Annotated in this window: 15 protein-coding genes and 1 tRNA gene; all 16 read left to right on the top strand. The window is 65.6% G+C overall.

Annotated elements, in window-relative coordinates; translation table 11 throughout:
* Window positions 1-13 precede the first annotated feature (13 nt).
* Entirely contained in the window at window positions 14-427 is a 414-nt protein-coding gene (gene secG, locus ACFPOE_RS10400; RefSeq protein ID WP_376850012.1) for a preprotein translocase subunit SecG, read from the top strand.
* 119 nt (window positions 428-546) lie between these two features.
* Window positions 547-631, top strand: a tRNA-Leu gene (locus tag ACFPOE_RS10395).
* A gap of 62 nt (window positions 632-693) precedes the next feature.
* Window positions 694-1,065 (top strand): NADH-quinone oxidoreductase subunit A, encoded by a 372-nt coding sequence (locus tag ACFPOE_RS10390; RefSeq protein WP_376850011.1) that lies wholly within the window; start codon window positions 694-696, stop codon window positions 1,063-1,065.
* Window positions 1,066-1,095: 30 nt separating this feature from the next.
* A complete protein-coding gene (locus ACFPOE_RS10385; RefSeq protein ID WP_172220173.1) occupies window positions 1,096-1,575 on the top strand; it encodes a NuoB/complex I 20 kDa subunit family protein in 480 nt (159 codons plus the stop codon).
* A 14-nt stretch (window positions 1,576-1,589) separates the two neighbouring features.
* Window positions 1,590-2,210: an NADH-quinone oxidoreductase subunit C gene (locus ACFPOE_RS10380; RefSeq protein ID WP_376850636.1), complete on the top strand. Its 621-nt coding sequence runs from the start codon at window positions 1,590-1,592 to the stop codon at window positions 2,208-2,210.
* Window positions 2,211-2,298: 88 nt separating this feature from the next.
* On the top strand, window positions 2,299-3,552 hold the full coding sequence (locus ACFPOE_RS10375) for an NADH-quinone oxidoreductase subunit D (RefSeq protein WP_376850010.1): 1,254 nt from the start codon (window positions 2,299-2,301) through the stop codon (window positions 3,550-3,552).
* Complete coding sequence (nuoE, locus tag ACFPOE_RS10370) at window positions 3,549-4,064, top strand: NADH-quinone oxidoreductase subunit NuoE (RefSeq protein WP_376850009.1); 516 nt, start codon at window positions 3,549-3,551, stop codon at window positions 4,062-4,064. Before ACFPOE_RS10375 ends, nuoE begins: the two co-directional genes overlap by 4 nt.
* Window positions 4,061-5,389: an NADH-quinone oxidoreductase subunit NuoF gene (gene nuoF / locus ACFPOE_RS10365; RefSeq protein ID WP_376850008.1), complete on the top strand. Its 1,329-nt coding sequence runs from the start codon at window positions 4,061-4,063 to the stop codon at window positions 5,387-5,389. The genes nuoE and nuoF overlap by 4 nt, the downstream gene beginning before the upstream one ends.
* Entirely contained in the window at window positions 5,386-7,557 is a 2,172-nt protein-coding gene (gene nuoG, locus ACFPOE_RS10360) for an NADH-quinone oxidoreductase subunit NuoG (RefSeq protein WP_376850007.1), read from the top strand. The genes nuoF and nuoG overlap by 4 nt, the downstream gene beginning before the upstream one ends.
* Window positions 7,554-8,630 carry an NADH-quinone oxidoreductase subunit NuoH gene (gene nuoH / locus ACFPOE_RS10355; RefSeq protein ID WP_376850006.1) on the top strand — a complete coding sequence of 359 codons (1,077 nt, stop codon included), beginning with the start codon at window positions 7,554-7,556 and terminating at the stop codon, window positions 8,628-8,630. Before nuoG ends, nuoH begins: the two co-directional genes overlap by 4 nt.
* Window positions 8,631-8,642: 12 nt before the next feature.
* Window positions 8,643-9,164 (top strand): NADH-quinone oxidoreductase subunit NuoI, encoded by a 522-nt coding sequence (gene nuoI, locus ACFPOE_RS10350; RefSeq protein WP_376850005.1) that lies wholly within the window; start codon window positions 8,643-8,645, stop codon window positions 9,162-9,164.
* Between the two features lie 28 nt (window positions 9,165-9,192).
* Window positions 9,193-9,852 carry an NADH-quinone oxidoreductase subunit J gene (locus ACFPOE_RS10345; protein ID WP_376850004.1) on the top strand — a complete coding sequence of 220 codons (660 nt, stop codon included), beginning with the start codon at window positions 9,193-9,195 and terminating at the stop codon, window positions 9,850-9,852.
* Complete coding sequence (gene nuoK / locus ACFPOE_RS10340) at window positions 9,849-10,157, top strand: NADH-quinone oxidoreductase subunit NuoK (protein ID WP_376850003.1); 309 nt, start codon at window positions 9,849-9,851, stop codon at window positions 10,155-10,157. The genes ACFPOE_RS10345 and nuoK overlap by 4 nt, the downstream gene beginning before the upstream one ends.
* A 7-nt stretch (window positions 10,158-10,164) precedes the next feature.
* On the top strand, window positions 10,165-12,234 hold the full coding sequence (gene nuoL, locus ACFPOE_RS10335) for an NADH-quinone oxidoreductase subunit L (protein ID WP_376850002.1): 2,070 nt from the start codon (window positions 10,165-10,167) through the stop codon (window positions 12,232-12,234).
* Window positions 12,235-12,262: 28 nt separating this feature from the next.
* On the top strand, window positions 12,263-13,738 hold the full coding sequence (locus ACFPOE_RS10330; RefSeq protein ID WP_376850001.1) for an NADH-quinone oxidoreductase subunit M: 1,476 nt from the start codon (window positions 12,263-12,265) through the stop codon (window positions 13,736-13,738).
* A gap of 12 nt (window positions 13,739-13,750) precedes the next feature.
* Window positions 13,751-15,238, top strand: a complete 1,488-nt coding sequence (gene nuoN / locus ACFPOE_RS10325) for an NADH-quinone oxidoreductase subunit NuoN (RefSeq protein ID WP_376850000.1) — start codon at window positions 13,751-13,753, stop codon at window positions 15,236-15,238.
* The last annotated feature ends 6 nt before the right edge of the window (window positions 15,239-15,244 follow it).

The raw sequence follows: 15,244 nt of genomic DNA, 5'->3' as shown, positions 1-15,244 counted from the left end.
TAGGAGTGATCGAATGACTGTGTTACTTACCATCGTGCTGGCCGTGCAGATGCTTGCGGCCCTGGGCATGATCGGCCTGATCCTGGTGCAGCATGGCAAGGGCGCCGACATGGGCGCGGCCTTCGGCAGCGGCAGTTCGGGCAGCCTGTTCGGCGCCAGCGGCAGCGCCAACTTCCTGTCGCGCACGACCGCGGTGTTGGCCGGCGTGTTCTTCGCCTGCACCCTGGCGCTGGCCTACTTCGGCAACCTGCGGCCGGCGGATTCGGGCAGCGTGCTCGAGCGCGCCGGTGCACCGGCGGTGGCGCCAGCCGCCTCCGGCGCTGCTGCCATCCCTGGCACCGCCGCTCCGGTTGCGGCCGTCCCCGCGAGCGCCGCCTTGCCGCCCGCCACACCGGCGTCAGGCGCCGCGCAGATTCCCACCAAGTAACGGCCGCGCAGCGCCGTTCTCCTCGAAGAACGGCGCTGATTTCGGAGTAAAATCAAAAGCTGCCCGGGAAGCAAAGCTGTTCGCAGTTCCTCATGCCCGTCCCGGGCCGTGAACAAACCGCCGTCGTGGTGAAATTGGTAGACACGCTATCTTGAGGGGGTAGTGGCGAAAGCTGTGCGAGTTCGAGTCTCGCCGACGGCACCATACAAAAAAGAGGCCCCGGGCAGCACCCGGCGGCTTGAAGCGGTTACCCATAAGCGCCCAAGATGAACCTCGACCAGTACCTTCCTGTCCTCCTGTTCATCCTGGTCGGTGTTGGCGTCGGCGTCGCGCCCCAGGTGCTGGGCTACGTGTTCAGCAAGGCCGCCGGCTTCCACAAGCCCGACGCGGCCAAGAACTCCCCCTATGAATGCGGCTTCGAGGCGTTCGAGGACGCCCGGATGAAGTTCGACGTGCGCTACTACCTCGTCGCCATCCTGTTCATCCTGTTCGACCTGGAGATCGCCTTCCTGTTTCCCTGGGCCGTCGCGCTCAAGGAGATCGGGGCCGTCGGCTTCTGGTCGATGATGGTTTTCCTCGCCATCCTGGTGGTTGGCTTCGTCTACGAGTGGAAAAAAGGCGCGCTGGACTGGGAATGAACCCGCCCGCGCCCGCAAGGACTGATCTCAATGGCTAACGAAGGCATTCTCGACAAGGGCATGGTCACGACGACCGTGGACTCCGTCATCAACTGGGCAAAGACCGGATCGCTGTGGCCGATGACCTTCGGGCTGGCCTGCTGCGCGGTGGAGATGATGCACGCCGGCGCGGCGCGCTACGACATCGACCGCTTCGGCATGCTGTTCCGCCCCAGCCCGCGGCAATCGGACCTGATGATCGTGGCCGGCACGCTGTGCAACAAGATGGCACCGGCGCTGCGCAAGGTGTACGACCAGATGCCCGAGCCGCGCTGGGTGCTGTCGATGGGTTCGTGCGCCAACGGCGGCGGCTATTACCACTACAGCTACTCGGTGGTGCGCGGCTGCGACCGCATCGTGCCGGTGGACGTGTACGTGCCCGGCTGCCCGCCGACGGCCGAGGCGCTGCTGTACGGAATCATCCAGCTGCAGCAGAAGATCCGCCGCACCCAGACCATCGCGCGGGCCTGAAAGCAATGCAGACCATCACTCCGTTCGCAGTCGATCCCGAGGCGCTTGCCGCCCACATCCAGAGCACCCTGGGCCCCCTGGCCAGGTCCGTGGCCGTGCGGCTCGGCGAGATCACGGTGCAGGTCGCGCCTGCCGACTACCTCGCGGCCGCCACCCAGCTGCGCGACGCGCCCGGCTGCCGGTTCGAGCAGCTGATGGACCTGTGCGGCGTCGACTATTCCGACCACGGCGAAGGCACCTGGGAAGGCCGGCGCTATTGCGTCGTCTCCCATTTGCTGTCGATCAGCCTGAACCAGCGCGTGCGGCTGAAGGTGTTCGCGCCGGACGACGACCTGCCGGTGGTCGATTCGATCAACGGCATCTGGAGCGCCGCCAACTGGTTCGAGCGCGAGGCCTTCGACCTGTACGGCATCGTGTTCGAGGGCCATGCGGACCTGCGCCGCATCCTGACGGACTACGGCTTCATCGGCCACCCGTTCCGCAAGGACTTCCCGGTCTCGGGCCACGTGGAGATGCGCTACGACCCCGAGCGCCAGCGCGTGATCTACCAGCCGGTGACGATCGAGCCGCGCGAGATCACGCCGCGCATCATCCGCGAAGAAAACTACGGCGGCATCCGCGCGCCGAGCAAATGATGAGCCCCCACGTTTGCGGCTACGCCGCTTCACTGCCCCCCGAGGGGGCGCATGCCTCTCTAGGGGCGGCCCGTCGAGAGGCATAGCAATGGCCGAGATCAAGAACTACACCCTGAACTTCGGGCCGCAACACCCGGCCGCGCACGGCGTGCTGCGGCTGGTGCTGGAGCTGGACGGAGAAGTGATCCAGCGCGCGGATCCGCACATCGGCCTGTTGCACCGCGCCACCGAGAAGCTGGCCGAGACCAAGACCTACATCCAGGCGCTGCCCTACATGGACCGCCTCGATTACGTCTCGATGATGTGCAACGAGCACGCCTACTGCATGGCCATCGAGAAGATGATGGGCCTGGAAGTGCCGATCCGGGCGCAATACATCCGCGTGATGTTCGCCGAGATCACCCGCCTGCTGAACCACCTGCTGTGGCTGGGCGCGCACGGGCTGGACTGCGGCGCGATGAACATCCTGATCTACTGCTTCCGCGAGCGGGAAGACCTGTTCGACATGTATGAGGCGGTGTCCGGCGCGCGCATGCACGCGGCCTATTTCCGTCCGGGCGGCGTCTACCGCGACCTGCCCGACAGCATGCCGCAGTACAAGGTCAGCAAGGTCAAGAACCAGCGCGCCATCGACCGCCTCAACGAGAACCGCAGCGGCACGCTGCTGGACTTCATCGACGACTTCACCAAGCGCTTCCCGCACTATGTGGACGAATACGAGACGCTGCTGACGGACAACCGGATCTGGAAGCAGCGCACCGTCGGCATCGGCGTGGTGACGCCGGAGCGGGCGCTCAACCTGGGCTTTTCCGGCCCGATGCTGCGCGGCTCGGGCATCGAATGGGACCTGCGCAAGAAGCAGCCCTACGAGGTGTACCGCCACATGCAGTTCGACATCCCGGTGGGCAAGACCGGCGACTGCTACGACCGGTACCTGGTGCGCGTGGAAGAAATGCGCCAGGCCAACCGCATCATCAAGCAGTGCGTGGACTGGCTGCGCGCCAACCCGGGCCCGGTCATCACGGACAACCACAAGGTGGCCGCGCCGGACCGCGAATCCATGAAGACCAACATGGAAGAACTGATCCACCACTTCAAGCTGTTCAGCGAAGGCTTCCGCGTCCCCGAGGGCGAAGCCTATGCGGCGGTGGAGCATCCCAAGGGCGAGTTCGGCATCTACATGGTCAGCGACGGCGCCAACAAGCCGTACCGCCTGAAGATCCGCGCCCCCGGCTTCCCCCACCTGGCCGCGATGGACGAGATGTCGCGCGGCCACATGATTGCCGATGCCGTCGCCGTGATCGGAACGATGGACATCGTGTTCGGAGAAATCGACCGATGAGTGCAGCAAGCAACGCAACGCCGGCGGTGCCCAGCGCATCGATGCTGGAGCGCTTCGCGCGCGAGGTGGCCAAGTACCCGTCCGACCAGAAGCAGTCCGCCGTGATGGCCTGCCTGGCCGTGGTGCAGGCCGAGTGGGGCTGGGTCAGCCGGGAGGCGGAGAACTTCGTCGCCGAGTACCTGGGCATGCCGCCGATCGCCGTGCACGAGGTCACCACCTTCTACAACATGTACAACCAGGTGCCGGTGGGCAAGTACAAGTTCAACGTCTGCACCAACCTGCCGTGCCAGCTGCGCGACGGCGCCAAGGCGCTGCACTACCTGGAGCGCAAGCTGGGCATCAAGATGGGCGAGACCACGGCCGACGGCATGTTCACGCTGCAGCAGAGCGAATGCCTGGGCGCCTGCGCCGATTCGCCGGTGATGCTGGTGAACGACTTCACCATGTGCAGCTTCATGAGCAACGACAAGCTGGACCAGCTGGTGGATGGCTTGAAAGGAGCGACCGAATGAACGCCCAGCAAGTGCTCGGCCAGTTCCAGGCCACCGGCGTGCAGACCTGCTTCCACGGCCGCCACATCAGCCCGCAGATCTACAAGGACCTGGACGGCACCAACTGGCGGCTGAAGGATTACGAGGCGCGCGAAGGCTATGCGGCGCTGAAGAAGATCCTCAATGAGGGATTAACGCAGGACCAGGTGATCGCCACCGTCAAGGAATCGGCGCTGCGCGGCCGCGGCGGCGCCGGCTTTCCCACCGGCCTGAAGTGGAGCTTCATGCCGCGCCAGTTCCCGGGCCAGAAGTACCTGGTCTGCAACTCGGACGAAGGCGAGCCGGGCACCTGCAAGGACCGGGACCTGCTGCAGTACAACCCGCACCAGGTGATCGAGGGCATGATCATCGCGGCCTACGCGATGGGCATCACGGTCGGCTACAACTACATCCACGGCGAGATCTTCCAGACCTACGAGCGCTTCGAGGAAGCGCTGCAGGAGGCGAGGGCGGCGGGCTATCTCGGCGACAAGATCCTGGGCTCGAACTTCTCGTTCCAGCTGCACGCCTCGCACGGCTTCGGCGCCTACATCTGCGGCGAGGAGACGGCGCTGCTGGAATCGCTGGAGGGCAAGAAGGGCCAGCCGCGCTTCAAGCCGCCGTTCCCGGCCAGCTTCGGCCTGTACGGCAAGCCCACCACCATCAACAACACGGAAACCTTCGCGGCCGTGCCGTGGATCATCCGCAACGGCGGCCAGGCCTTCCTGGCGGTCGGCAAGCCGAACAACGGCGGCACCAAGATCTATTCGGTCTCCGGCGACGTCGAGTGGCCGGGCAACTACGAGGTGCCGCTGGGCACGCCCTTCCCCAAGCTGCTGGAACTGGCCGGCGGCGTGCGCAAGGGCCGCACGCTCAAGGCCGTGATCCCGGGCGGATCATCGGCGCCGGTGTTGCCGGCCGCGATCATGATGGAGTGCACGATGGACTACGACTCCATCGCCAAGGCCGGCTCGATGCTGGGCTCGGGCGCCGTCATCGTGATGGACGATTCGCGCTGCATGGTGGAGTCGCTCAAGCGGCTCTCCTACTTCTACATGCACGAGTCGTGCGGCCAGTGCACGCCCTGCCGCGAAGGCACGGGCTGGCTCTGGCGCGTGGTGGACCGCATCCACAACGGCCACGGCAAGCCCAGCGACATGGACCTGCTCAACTCGGTGGCCGACAACATCCAGGGCCGTACCATCTGCGCGCTCGGCGACGCGGCGGCGATGCCGGTGCGCGCCATGATCAAGCATTTCCGGCCTGAATTCGAAGCGATGATCAACAAGGCGGCTGTGACCTCATGATTGAGATTGAACTGGACGGGCAGAAGGTGGAGATCACCGAGGGCAGCATGATCATGCATGCGGCCGACAAGGCGGGCACCTACATCCCGCACTTCTGCTACCACAAGAAGCTGTCGATCGCGGCCAACTGCCGCATGTGCCTGGTCGACGTGGAGAAGGCGCCCAAGCCGATGCCGGCCTGCGCCACGCCCGTCACGCAGGGCATGATCGTGCGCACCAAGAGCGACAAGGCGATCAAGGCGCAGCAGTCGGTGATGGAGTTCCTGCTGATCAACCATCCGCTGGACTGCCCGATCTGCGACCAGGGCGGCGAATGCCAGCTGCAGGACCTGGCGGTCGGCTATGGTGCTTCTTCTTCCCGCTACGAAGAGGAAAAGCGCGTCGTGTTCCACAAGGACGTGGGCCCGCTGATCTCGATGGAGGAGATGAGCCGCTGCATCCACTGCACCCGCTGCGTGCGCTTCGGCCAGGAGCTGGCCGGCGAGATGGAGCTGGGCATGATCCACCGCGGCGAGCATTCCGAGATCACCACGGTGCTCAATGACACGGTGGATTCCGAAGTCTCCGGCAACATGATCGACCTGTGCCCGGTCGGCGCGCTCACCAGCAAGCCGTTCCGCTACCAGGCCCGGCCGTGGGAGCTGTCGCGCCGCAAGTCGGTCAGCCCGCATGACAGCACCGGCGCCAACCTGATCGTCCAGGTCAAGAACAACAAGGTGATGCGCGTGCTGCCGCTGGAAAACGACGCCGTCAACGAATGCTGGCTGGCCGACCGCGACCGCTTCTCGTACGAAGCGCTCAACACCACCGAGCGCCTGACCCAGCCCATGCTCAAGCAGGGCGGCGAGTGGAAGCCGGTGGACTGGCAGACCGCGCTCGAATACGTGGCCAACGGCCTGCGCCAGATCAAGGCGGACCACGGCGCTGCCAGCATCGGCACGCTGGCCAGCCCGCACAGCACGGTGGAAGAACTGTTCCTGGCCGCTGCGTTGATGCGCGCGATGGGCAGCGAGAACATCGATTACCGGCTGCGCAACGCGGAGTTCCCGAAGACCGAAGCCGCCGGCACCACGCCGTCGGTCCGCTGGCTGGGCACCACCATCGCCTCGCTGTCCAACCTGCAGCGGGCGCTGGTGATCGGCTCCAACCTGCGCAAGGACCACCCGTTGTTCGCCATGCGCGTGCGCGCCGCGACGCGCAAGGGTGCAACCGTCTCGCTGATCCACGACGTGGAGCAGGACTGGGCGATGCCGGTGAAGAACAAGCTGATCGCGCCGGCCGGGCAATGGGTGCAGGCGCTGGCGGATGTGGCGGGAGCGATTGCCGCCGAAAAGGGCGTTTCCGGCCCCATCTCCACGCAGGCTTCGACAGGCTCAGCCCGAACGGAAGTGAAGGCGCTCGCGCAGTCGCTGCTCGCCGGCGAGCGCAAGGCCATCCTGCTGGGCAACGCCGCTGCGCATCACGCCAGCGCCTCCAGCATCCTGGCCCTGGCCAACTGGATCGGCGAGCAGACCGGCGCCACTGTCGGCTATCTGACGGAAGCCGCCAACACGGTCGGCGCCCAGCTGGCCGGCGCGCTGCCGGGTGCCAACGGCCTGAACGCAGGCCAGATGCTGGCCGGTGGCCTCAAGGCCGTTCTGCTGCTGAACACCGAACCGGAATTCGATTCCGCCGCCGGCCGCGCCGCCGTCGCCGGCCTGAACAAGGCGCAGATGGTCGTCACCCTCAGCCCGTTCAAGGCCAACCTGGAATTCAGCGACGTGCTGCTGCCGATCGCGCCGTTCACCGAGACGCCGGGCACCTTCGTCAACGCCGAAGGCCTGGTGCAGGGCTTCCACGCCGTGGTCAAGCCGCTGGGCGAAACCCGCCCGGCCTGGAAGGTGCTGCGCGTGCTGGCCAACATGCTGGGCCTGCCCGGCTTCGATTACGAATCGGCGCAGGAGGTGCTCGCTGCATCGCGCGGTGGCGACCATGCCCAGGCAGCCAGCGTGCAGGGCAACGTGCTGGGCAACCGCACCTCCGCCGCGATCGACCTGTCGCCGTCGGCCGGCCGGCCTGCCACCGCCGCCATCTACCAGCTGGACAGCATCGTGCGCCGCGCGCCCTCGCTGCAGCTGACCGCGGACGCCAAGCGCGCTGCCGCCGTGGCCGAAGGAGAGCCGGCATGATCGACCAGATCTACGGCTTCGGCAACGGCCTGGTGGGCGCCGGCTGGTGGACGGCCGCCGCCTGGCCGGTGATCTGGACGCTGATCAAGATCATCGTGGTGGTCCTGCCGCTGATGGGCGCCGTCGCCTACCTCACGCTGTGGGAGCGCAAGGCCATCGGCTTCACCCAGATCCGCATCGGCCCCAACCGCATCGGCCCGCTCGGGCTGCTGCAGCCGATCGCCGACGCGCTCAAGCTGCTGACCAAGGAAATCATCGTCCCGACGGTGGCCAACAAGGGCCTGTTCTTCCTCGGCCCGATCATGACCATCATGCCGGCGCTGGTCGCGTGGGTGGTCATCCCCTTCGGTCCGGACGTGGCGCTGTCCAACATCAATGCCGGCCTGCTGTTCCTGATGGCGATCACCTCGCTGGAGGTGTACGGCGTGATCATCGCCGGCTGGGCCTCCAACTCGAAGTACGCCTTCCTGGGCGCGCTGCGGGCCTCGGCCCAGATGGTGAGCTACGAGATCGCCATGGGCTTCTGCCTGGTGGTGGTGCTGATGGTCGCCGGCAGCCTGAACATGACCGACATCGTGATGGGCCAGGGCAAGGGCCAGTTCGCCGCCATGGGCCTGGGCTTCCTGTCGTGGAACTGGCTGCCGCTGCTGCCGATCTTCCTGGTCTACTTCATCTCCGGCCTGGCCGAGACCAACCGGCACCCGTTCGACGTGGTGGAAGGCGAATCGGAGATCGTCGCCGGCCACATGATCGAGTACTCGGGCATGAGCTTCGCGATGTTCTTCCTGGCCGAGTACGCCAACATGTGGCTGGTCTCGATCCTGGCGGTCACCATGTTCCTGGGCGGCTGGCTGTCGCCGGTGGCCTTCCTGGACTTCATCCCGGGCTGGATCTGGCTGGGCCTGAAGACCTTCGCCGTGGTCACCATGTTCCTGTGGGTGCGCTCCACCTTCCCGCGCTTCCGCTACGACCAGATCATGCGGCTGGGCTGGAAGATCTTCATCCCGGTCACGCTGGTGTGGCTGGTGGTGGTGGGTGCCTGGATGCAGACCCCGTACTCAATCTGGAAGTAAGGAAAGCAGTTCATGTCTTCTTCCCAAGCCATCGCCCAGCCGCGGGCCTTCTCGCTCAAGGACTTCCTGTCCAGCTTCATGCTGGTCGAGCTGTTCAAGGGCCTGGCCATCACCGGCAAGTACGCATTCGCGCGCAAGATCACGGTGCAGTTCCCCGAGGAAAAGACGCCGCTGTCGCCGCGCTTTCGCGGCCTGCACGCGCTGCGCCGCTACGAGAACGGCGAGGAGCGCTGCATCGCCTGCAAGCTGTGCGAGGCGATCTGCCCGGCGCTGGCGATCACCATCGAATCCGACGTGCGCGAGGACGGCTCGCGCCGCACCACCCGCTACGACATCGACCTGACCAAGTGCATCTTCTGCGGCTTCTGCGAAGAGAGCTGCCCGGTGGACTCGATCGTGGAGACCAACATCCTCGAATACCACGGCGAGAAGCGCGGCGACCTGTACTTCACCAAGGACATGCTGCTGGCCGTGGGCGACCGCTACGAAACCGAGATCGCGGCCAGCAAGGCGGCGGACGCCAAGTACCGCTGATCCCGCAGCGCAACCAACAACAATCCCCATGGACGTCAAAACCGGCCTCTTCTACCTGTTCTCGGCGGTGCTGCTGTTCGCGGCCTTCCGGGTCATCACGGCCCGCAACCCGGTGTATGCCGCGCTCTACCTGGTGCTGGCCTTCTTCCAGGCGGCGGCGGTCTGGATCCTGCTGAAGGCGGAGTTCCTGGCCATCGCGCTGGTGCTGGTCTACGTCGGCGCTGTGATGGTGCTGTTCCTGTTCGTGGTGATGATGCTGGACATCAACATCGACAGCCTGCGCGCCGGCTTCTGGAAGCACTTCCCGCTGGCCGCGACGGTCGGTGCGGTCATCGCGCTCGAGATGGCAGCGGTGCTGCTGGGCGGCTTTCGCACCGGCGAGGAGCCGCGCACGCTGACGGCGGCGCAGGCCGCCGCCGCCGCGCAGCCCAACACCAAGGAACTGGGTAAGCTGCTGTACAGCCAGTACCTGTATCCGCTGGAGATCGCCGCCGTGATCCTGCTGGTGGCCATCATCGCGGCCATCGCGCTGACGCTGCGCAAGCGCAAGGACAGCCGCCACATGGACCCGTCCGACCAGGTGCGCGTGCGCCCGCAGGACCGGGTGCGCATCGTGTCGATGAACCCGACGCTGGTGCAGCCGGCGCCGGAGCCGGTTGCGGCCGCGGCGGTGGAGGCCAAGCCATGATCCTCACCCTGGGCCACTTCCTGTCGCTGGGCGCGATCCTGTTCGCGCTGTCGGTGATCGGCATCTTCCTGAACCGGCGCAACCTGATCGTGCTGCTGATGGCGATCGAGCTGATGCTGCTGGCGGTGAACATGAACTTCGTCGCCTTCTCCTACTACCTGAACGACATGCACGGGCAGGTGTTCGTGTTCTTCATCCTGACGGTGGCCGCGGCCGAATCGGCCATCGGCCTGGCCATCCTGGTGCTGCTGTTCCGCAACAAGTCGAACATCAACGTCGACGAACTGAACACGCTCAAAGGCTAAAAAAATAATGAGCCAGACCCTCAACGCTTCCACGCTGCTGGCCGTGCCGCTGGCGCCCCTGGTCGGCGCCGTGATCGCCGGCGTCTTCGGCACCACCTTCGGCGGCAACGTGGTCGGCCGGCGGCTGTCGCACAGCGCCACCATCCTGGGCGTGTTCATCGCCTTCGTGCTGTCGGCCATGACGCTCAAGAGCGTGGCGCTGGACGGCGCCCGCTTCAACGCCACCATCTACGAGTGGATGAACGTGGGCGGCCTGAAGATGGAAGTCGGCTTCCTGGTCGACGGCCTGACGGCGATGATGATGTGCGTCGTCACCTTCGTCTCGCTGATGGTGCACATCTACACCATCGGCTACATGGAGGAAGACGCCGGCTACAACCGCTTCTTCGGCTACATCTCGCTGTTCACCTTCTCGATGCTGATGCTCGTCATGAGCAACAACTTCCTGCAGCTGTTCTTCGGCTGGGAGGCGGTCGGCCTGGTGTCCTATCTGCTGATCGGCTTCTGGTACACGCGGCCAAGCGCCACCTTCGCCAACATGAAGGCCTTCCTGGTCAACCGGGTCGGGGATTTCGGCTTCATCCTGGGCATCGGCCTGATCGCCGCCTACGCCGGCTCACTGAGCTATGCGGACGTGTTCGCCAAGGGCGGCGAGATCGCCAAGCTGGGCTTCCCCGGCACCGGCTGGATGCTGATCACGGTGGTCTGCATCTGCCTGTTCATCGGCGCGATGGGCAAGAGCGCGCAGGTTCCGCTGCACGTCTGGCTGCCCGATTCGATGGAAGGCCCGACGCCGATCTCCGCCCTGATCCACGCGGCAACGATGGTGACGGCCGGCATCTTCATGGTGGCGCGGATGTCGCCGCTGTTCGAGCTGTCGGACACGGCCTTGTCCTTCGTGATGGTGATCGGCGCGATCACGGCCCTGTTCATGGGCTTCCTGGGCATCATCCAGAACGACATCAAGCGGGTCGTCGCGTATTCCACGCTGTCGCAGCTCGGGTACATGACGGTGGCGCTCGGCGCCTCCGCGTACTCGGTGGCCGTGTTCCACCTGATGACGCACGCCTTCTTCAAGGCGCTGCTGTTCCTGGCGGCCGGCTCGGTGATCATCGGCATGCACCACAACCAGGACATCCGCTGGATGGGCGGCGTGCGCAAGTACATGCCGATCACCTGGATCACCTTCCTGCTCGGCTCGCTGGCGCTGATCGGCACGCCGCTGTTCGCCGGCTTCTATTCCAAGGACAGCATCATCGAAGCGGTGGGAGAGAGCCACCTGTGGGGCTCGGGCTTCGCCTACTTCGCAGTGGTGGCCGGCGTGTTCGTGACCGCCTTCTACTCGTTCCGCCTGTACTTCCTGGTGTTCCACGGCAAGGAGCGCTACGACCAGAATCCGGAGGCGCATGGCCACCAGGCGCATTTCTCCGACGAGGAGCCTGACGTGCAGCACCACGACGGCCACGGTGATGCGCACGGCCACCACGAGGAGCACAAGCCGCACGAGTCGCCGTGGGTGGTGACGGCGCCGCTGCTGCTGCTGGCCTTTCCGTCGGTGGTGATCGGCTTCCTCACCGTCGGCCCGATGCTGTTCGGCGACTTCTTCAAGGACGCGATCGTCGTCAACCTGGAGAAGCACCCGGCGATGGAGGAACTGGCCAAGGCCTTCCACGGCCCGGCGCAGATGGCGCTGCACGGGCTGATGACGCCGCCGTTCTGGCTGGCGCTGGCCGGCGTGGCGCTGGCCTACTACCTGTACATGGTCAACACCGCGCTGCCGGCGAAGATCCGGGCCCGGGCCGAGCCCCTGTACCGGCTGCTGGAAAACAAATATTACGCGGACTGGTTCAACGAGAACGTGCTGGCCCGCGGTGCGCGCCTGCTGGGCACGGGCCTGTGGAAGGGCGGCGACCAGGGCGTGATCGACGGCTTCTTCGTCAACGGCTCGGCCCACCTGATCGGCCGCATCTCCGGCGTGGTGCGCTGGGTCCAGTCCGGCTACATCTACCACTACGCCTTCGGGATGATCCTGGGCGTGTTCGTGCTCATGACGTATTTCGTCTGGTTGGCCCGCTAAACCAATAACAAAAGTCACGGAAAAGAACATGGGTTTGTTGAGTCTTGCGATCTGGACGCCGATCTTTTTCGGCGCCGTCCTGCTGGCCCTGGGACGCGACGACCAGGCCCGCGCGGTGCGCTGGATCGCCCTGATCGGCAGCATCGTCAGCCTGCTGGTCACGCTGCCGCTGTACGGTCGTTTCCAGACCGGCACGCCGGCCATGCAGTTCGTGGAGCGCAGCCCGTGGATCGAGCGCTTCAACGTCTATTACCACCTGGGCATCGACGGCATCTCGTTCTGGTTCGTGATCCTGACGGCCTTCATCACGGTGGTCGTGGTGATCTCGGCCTGGGAGGTGATCACCGAGCGCGTCAACCAGTACATGGGCGCGTTCCTGATCCTGTCGGGGCTGATGATCGGCGTGTTCTGCGCGCTCGACGGCATCCTGTTCTACACCTTCTTCGAGGCGACGCTGATCCCGATGTACCTGATCATCGGCGTCTGGGGTGGTCCCAACAAGATCTACGCGGCCTTCAAGTTCTTCCTGTACACGCTGCTGGGCTCGCTGCTGATGCTGATCGCGCTGGTGTTCCTGTACACCAAGTCGGGCGGCAGCTTCGACCTGGCCACCTGGCAGAAGATGCCGCTCGGCGGCACGGCGCAGACCTTCCTGTTCTTCGCCTTCTTCGCCGCCTTCGCGGTCAAGGTGCCGATGTGGCCGGTCCACACGTGGTTGCCTGATGTCCACGTGGAGGCGCCCACCGGCGGCTCCGCGGTGCTGGCGGCCATCATGCTCAAGCTGGGCGCCTACGGTTTCCTGCGATTCTCGATCCCGATCGCGCCGGATGCGGCGCGCGAGTGGGCCTGGCTGATGATCGCGCTGTCGCTGATCGCGGTGATCTACGTCGGCCTGGTGGCGCTGGTGCAGCAGGACATGAAGAAGCTGGTGGCCTATTCGTCGGTGGCCCACATGGGCTTCGTCACGCTGGGCTTCTTCATCTTCAACGACCTGGGCGTGGCCGGCGGCATCGTGCAGATGATCGCCCACGGCTTCGTCTCGGCCGCGATGTTCCTGTGCATCGGCGTGCTGTACGACCGGGTGCATTCGCGCGAGATCGCCAGCTACGGCGGGGTGGTCAACACCATGCCGAACTTCGCGGCCTTCGCGCTGCTGTTCGCGATGGCCAACTGCGGCCTGCCCGCCACCGCCGGCTTCGTCGGCGAATGGCTGGTGATCCTGGGTGCCGTCAAGTCCAACTTCTGGCTCGGCTTCGGCGCCGCCACGGCGCTGGTCCTGGGCGCCGCCTACACGTTGTGGATGTACAAGCGGGTCTACCTGGGGCCGGTGGCCAACGAGGACGTGCGCGAACTCAAGGACATCAACCCGCGCGAGTTCCTGATGCTGGGCCTGCTGGCGATCGCGGTGATCTGGATGGGCGTCTATCCCAAGCCCTTCACCGACGTCATGAACGCCTCGGTGGCGGAATTCCTCAAGCAAGTGGCCGTGTCCAAACTGAACTGAAAGAGCCGGAACATGCTGGACAAGATGAGCCTCATCGTCACCTCGCCGGAGATCCTGCTGCTGGTGATGGCCTGCGTGATCGCGCTGGTGGACCTGGGCGTGACCTCGCGCCTGCGCGGCGCCACCTACTGGCTGACCATGGCCACGCTGGCCGTGGTGGCCTGGTTCAGCGCCGACTTCGCGCTGCAGGGCCAGACCATCTACGCCTTCGGCGGCATGGTGGTGAGCGACCCCATGGGCAACTGGCTCAAGTGCTTCGCCGCGCTGGCCATGATGGTCTGCCTGGTCTACGGCCGCGGCTATGCGGCGGACCGCGACATGCTGCACGGCGGCGAGATGTTCACGCTGTCGATGTTCATCCTGCTGGGCATCTTCGTGATGATCTCGGGCCAGAACTTCCTGGTGATTTACCTGGGCCTGGAGCTGATGACGCTGTGCAGCTACGCGCTGGTGGCGCTGCGGCGCGACCACGCCACCTCCACCGAGGCGGCGATGAAGTACTTCGTGCTCGGCGCGATGGCCAGCGGCTTCCTGCTGTACGGCATGTCGATGCTGTACGGCGCCACCGGCTCGCTGGACATCGGCACGGTGTTCAAGATCGTCAACTCCGGCCAGGTCAAGCACCAGGTGCTGGTGTTCGGCCTGGTGTTCATCGTCTCCGGCCTGGCCTTCAAGCTGGGCGCCGCCCCGTTCCACATGTGGATCCCGGACGTCTACCAGGGCGCCCCGACCTCGGTCACGCTGGTGATCGGCAGCGCGCCCGAGCTGGCTGCGTTCGCGATCTGCATCCGGCTGCTGGTGGAAGGCCTGCTGCCGCTGGCGATCGACTGGCAGCAGATGCTGGCGGTGCTGGCGATCGCCTCGCTGCTGATCGGCAACCTGGCGGCCATCGCGCAGACCAACCTCAAGCGCATGCTGGCCTACTCCACCATCGCTCAGATGGGCTTCGTCATCCTGGGCCTGCTGTCCGGCGTGGTCAACGGCAACACGCTGTCGGCCGCCAACGCCTACAGCTCCGCCATGTTCTACATCGTCACCTACGTGATGACCACGCTGGCCAGCTTCGGCATCATCCTGCTGCTGGCGCGCGAAGGTTTCGAGAGCGAGGAGATCACCGACCTGGCCGGCCTGAACCAGCGCAGCCCGCTGTTCGCCGGCGTGATGGCCATCTGCATGTTCTCGCTGGCCGGCGTGCCGCCGCTGGTCGGCTTCTACGCCAAGCTGGCGGTGCTGCAGGCGCTGGTCTCGTCCGGCCAGGCGCTGTACATCGGGCTGGCGGTGTTCGCCGTGATGATGTCGCTGGTGGGCGCCTTCTACTACCTGCGGGTGGTCAAGGTGATGTACTTCGACGCGCCGATCACGGCCACCACGGTCTCGGCGCCGGCCGACGTCCGCGCCGTTCTCACCCTCAACGGCGCGCTGGTGCTGATCCTGGGCATCCTGCCCGGCGGCCTGATGACGCTGTGTGCCCAGGCGATCGTCAAGACGCTGGCCAGCTGATCCCCC

The sequence above is a fragment of the Caenimonas terrae genome, from assembly GCF_042655405.1.
Taxonomy (GTDB): domain Bacteria; phylum Pseudomonadota; class Gammaproteobacteria; order Burkholderiales; family Burkholderiaceae_C; genus Ramlibacter; species Ramlibacter terrae_A.
Note: the sequence above shows the minus strand (reverse complement) of the source record. Positions and strands in the feature narration are given on the sequence as shown.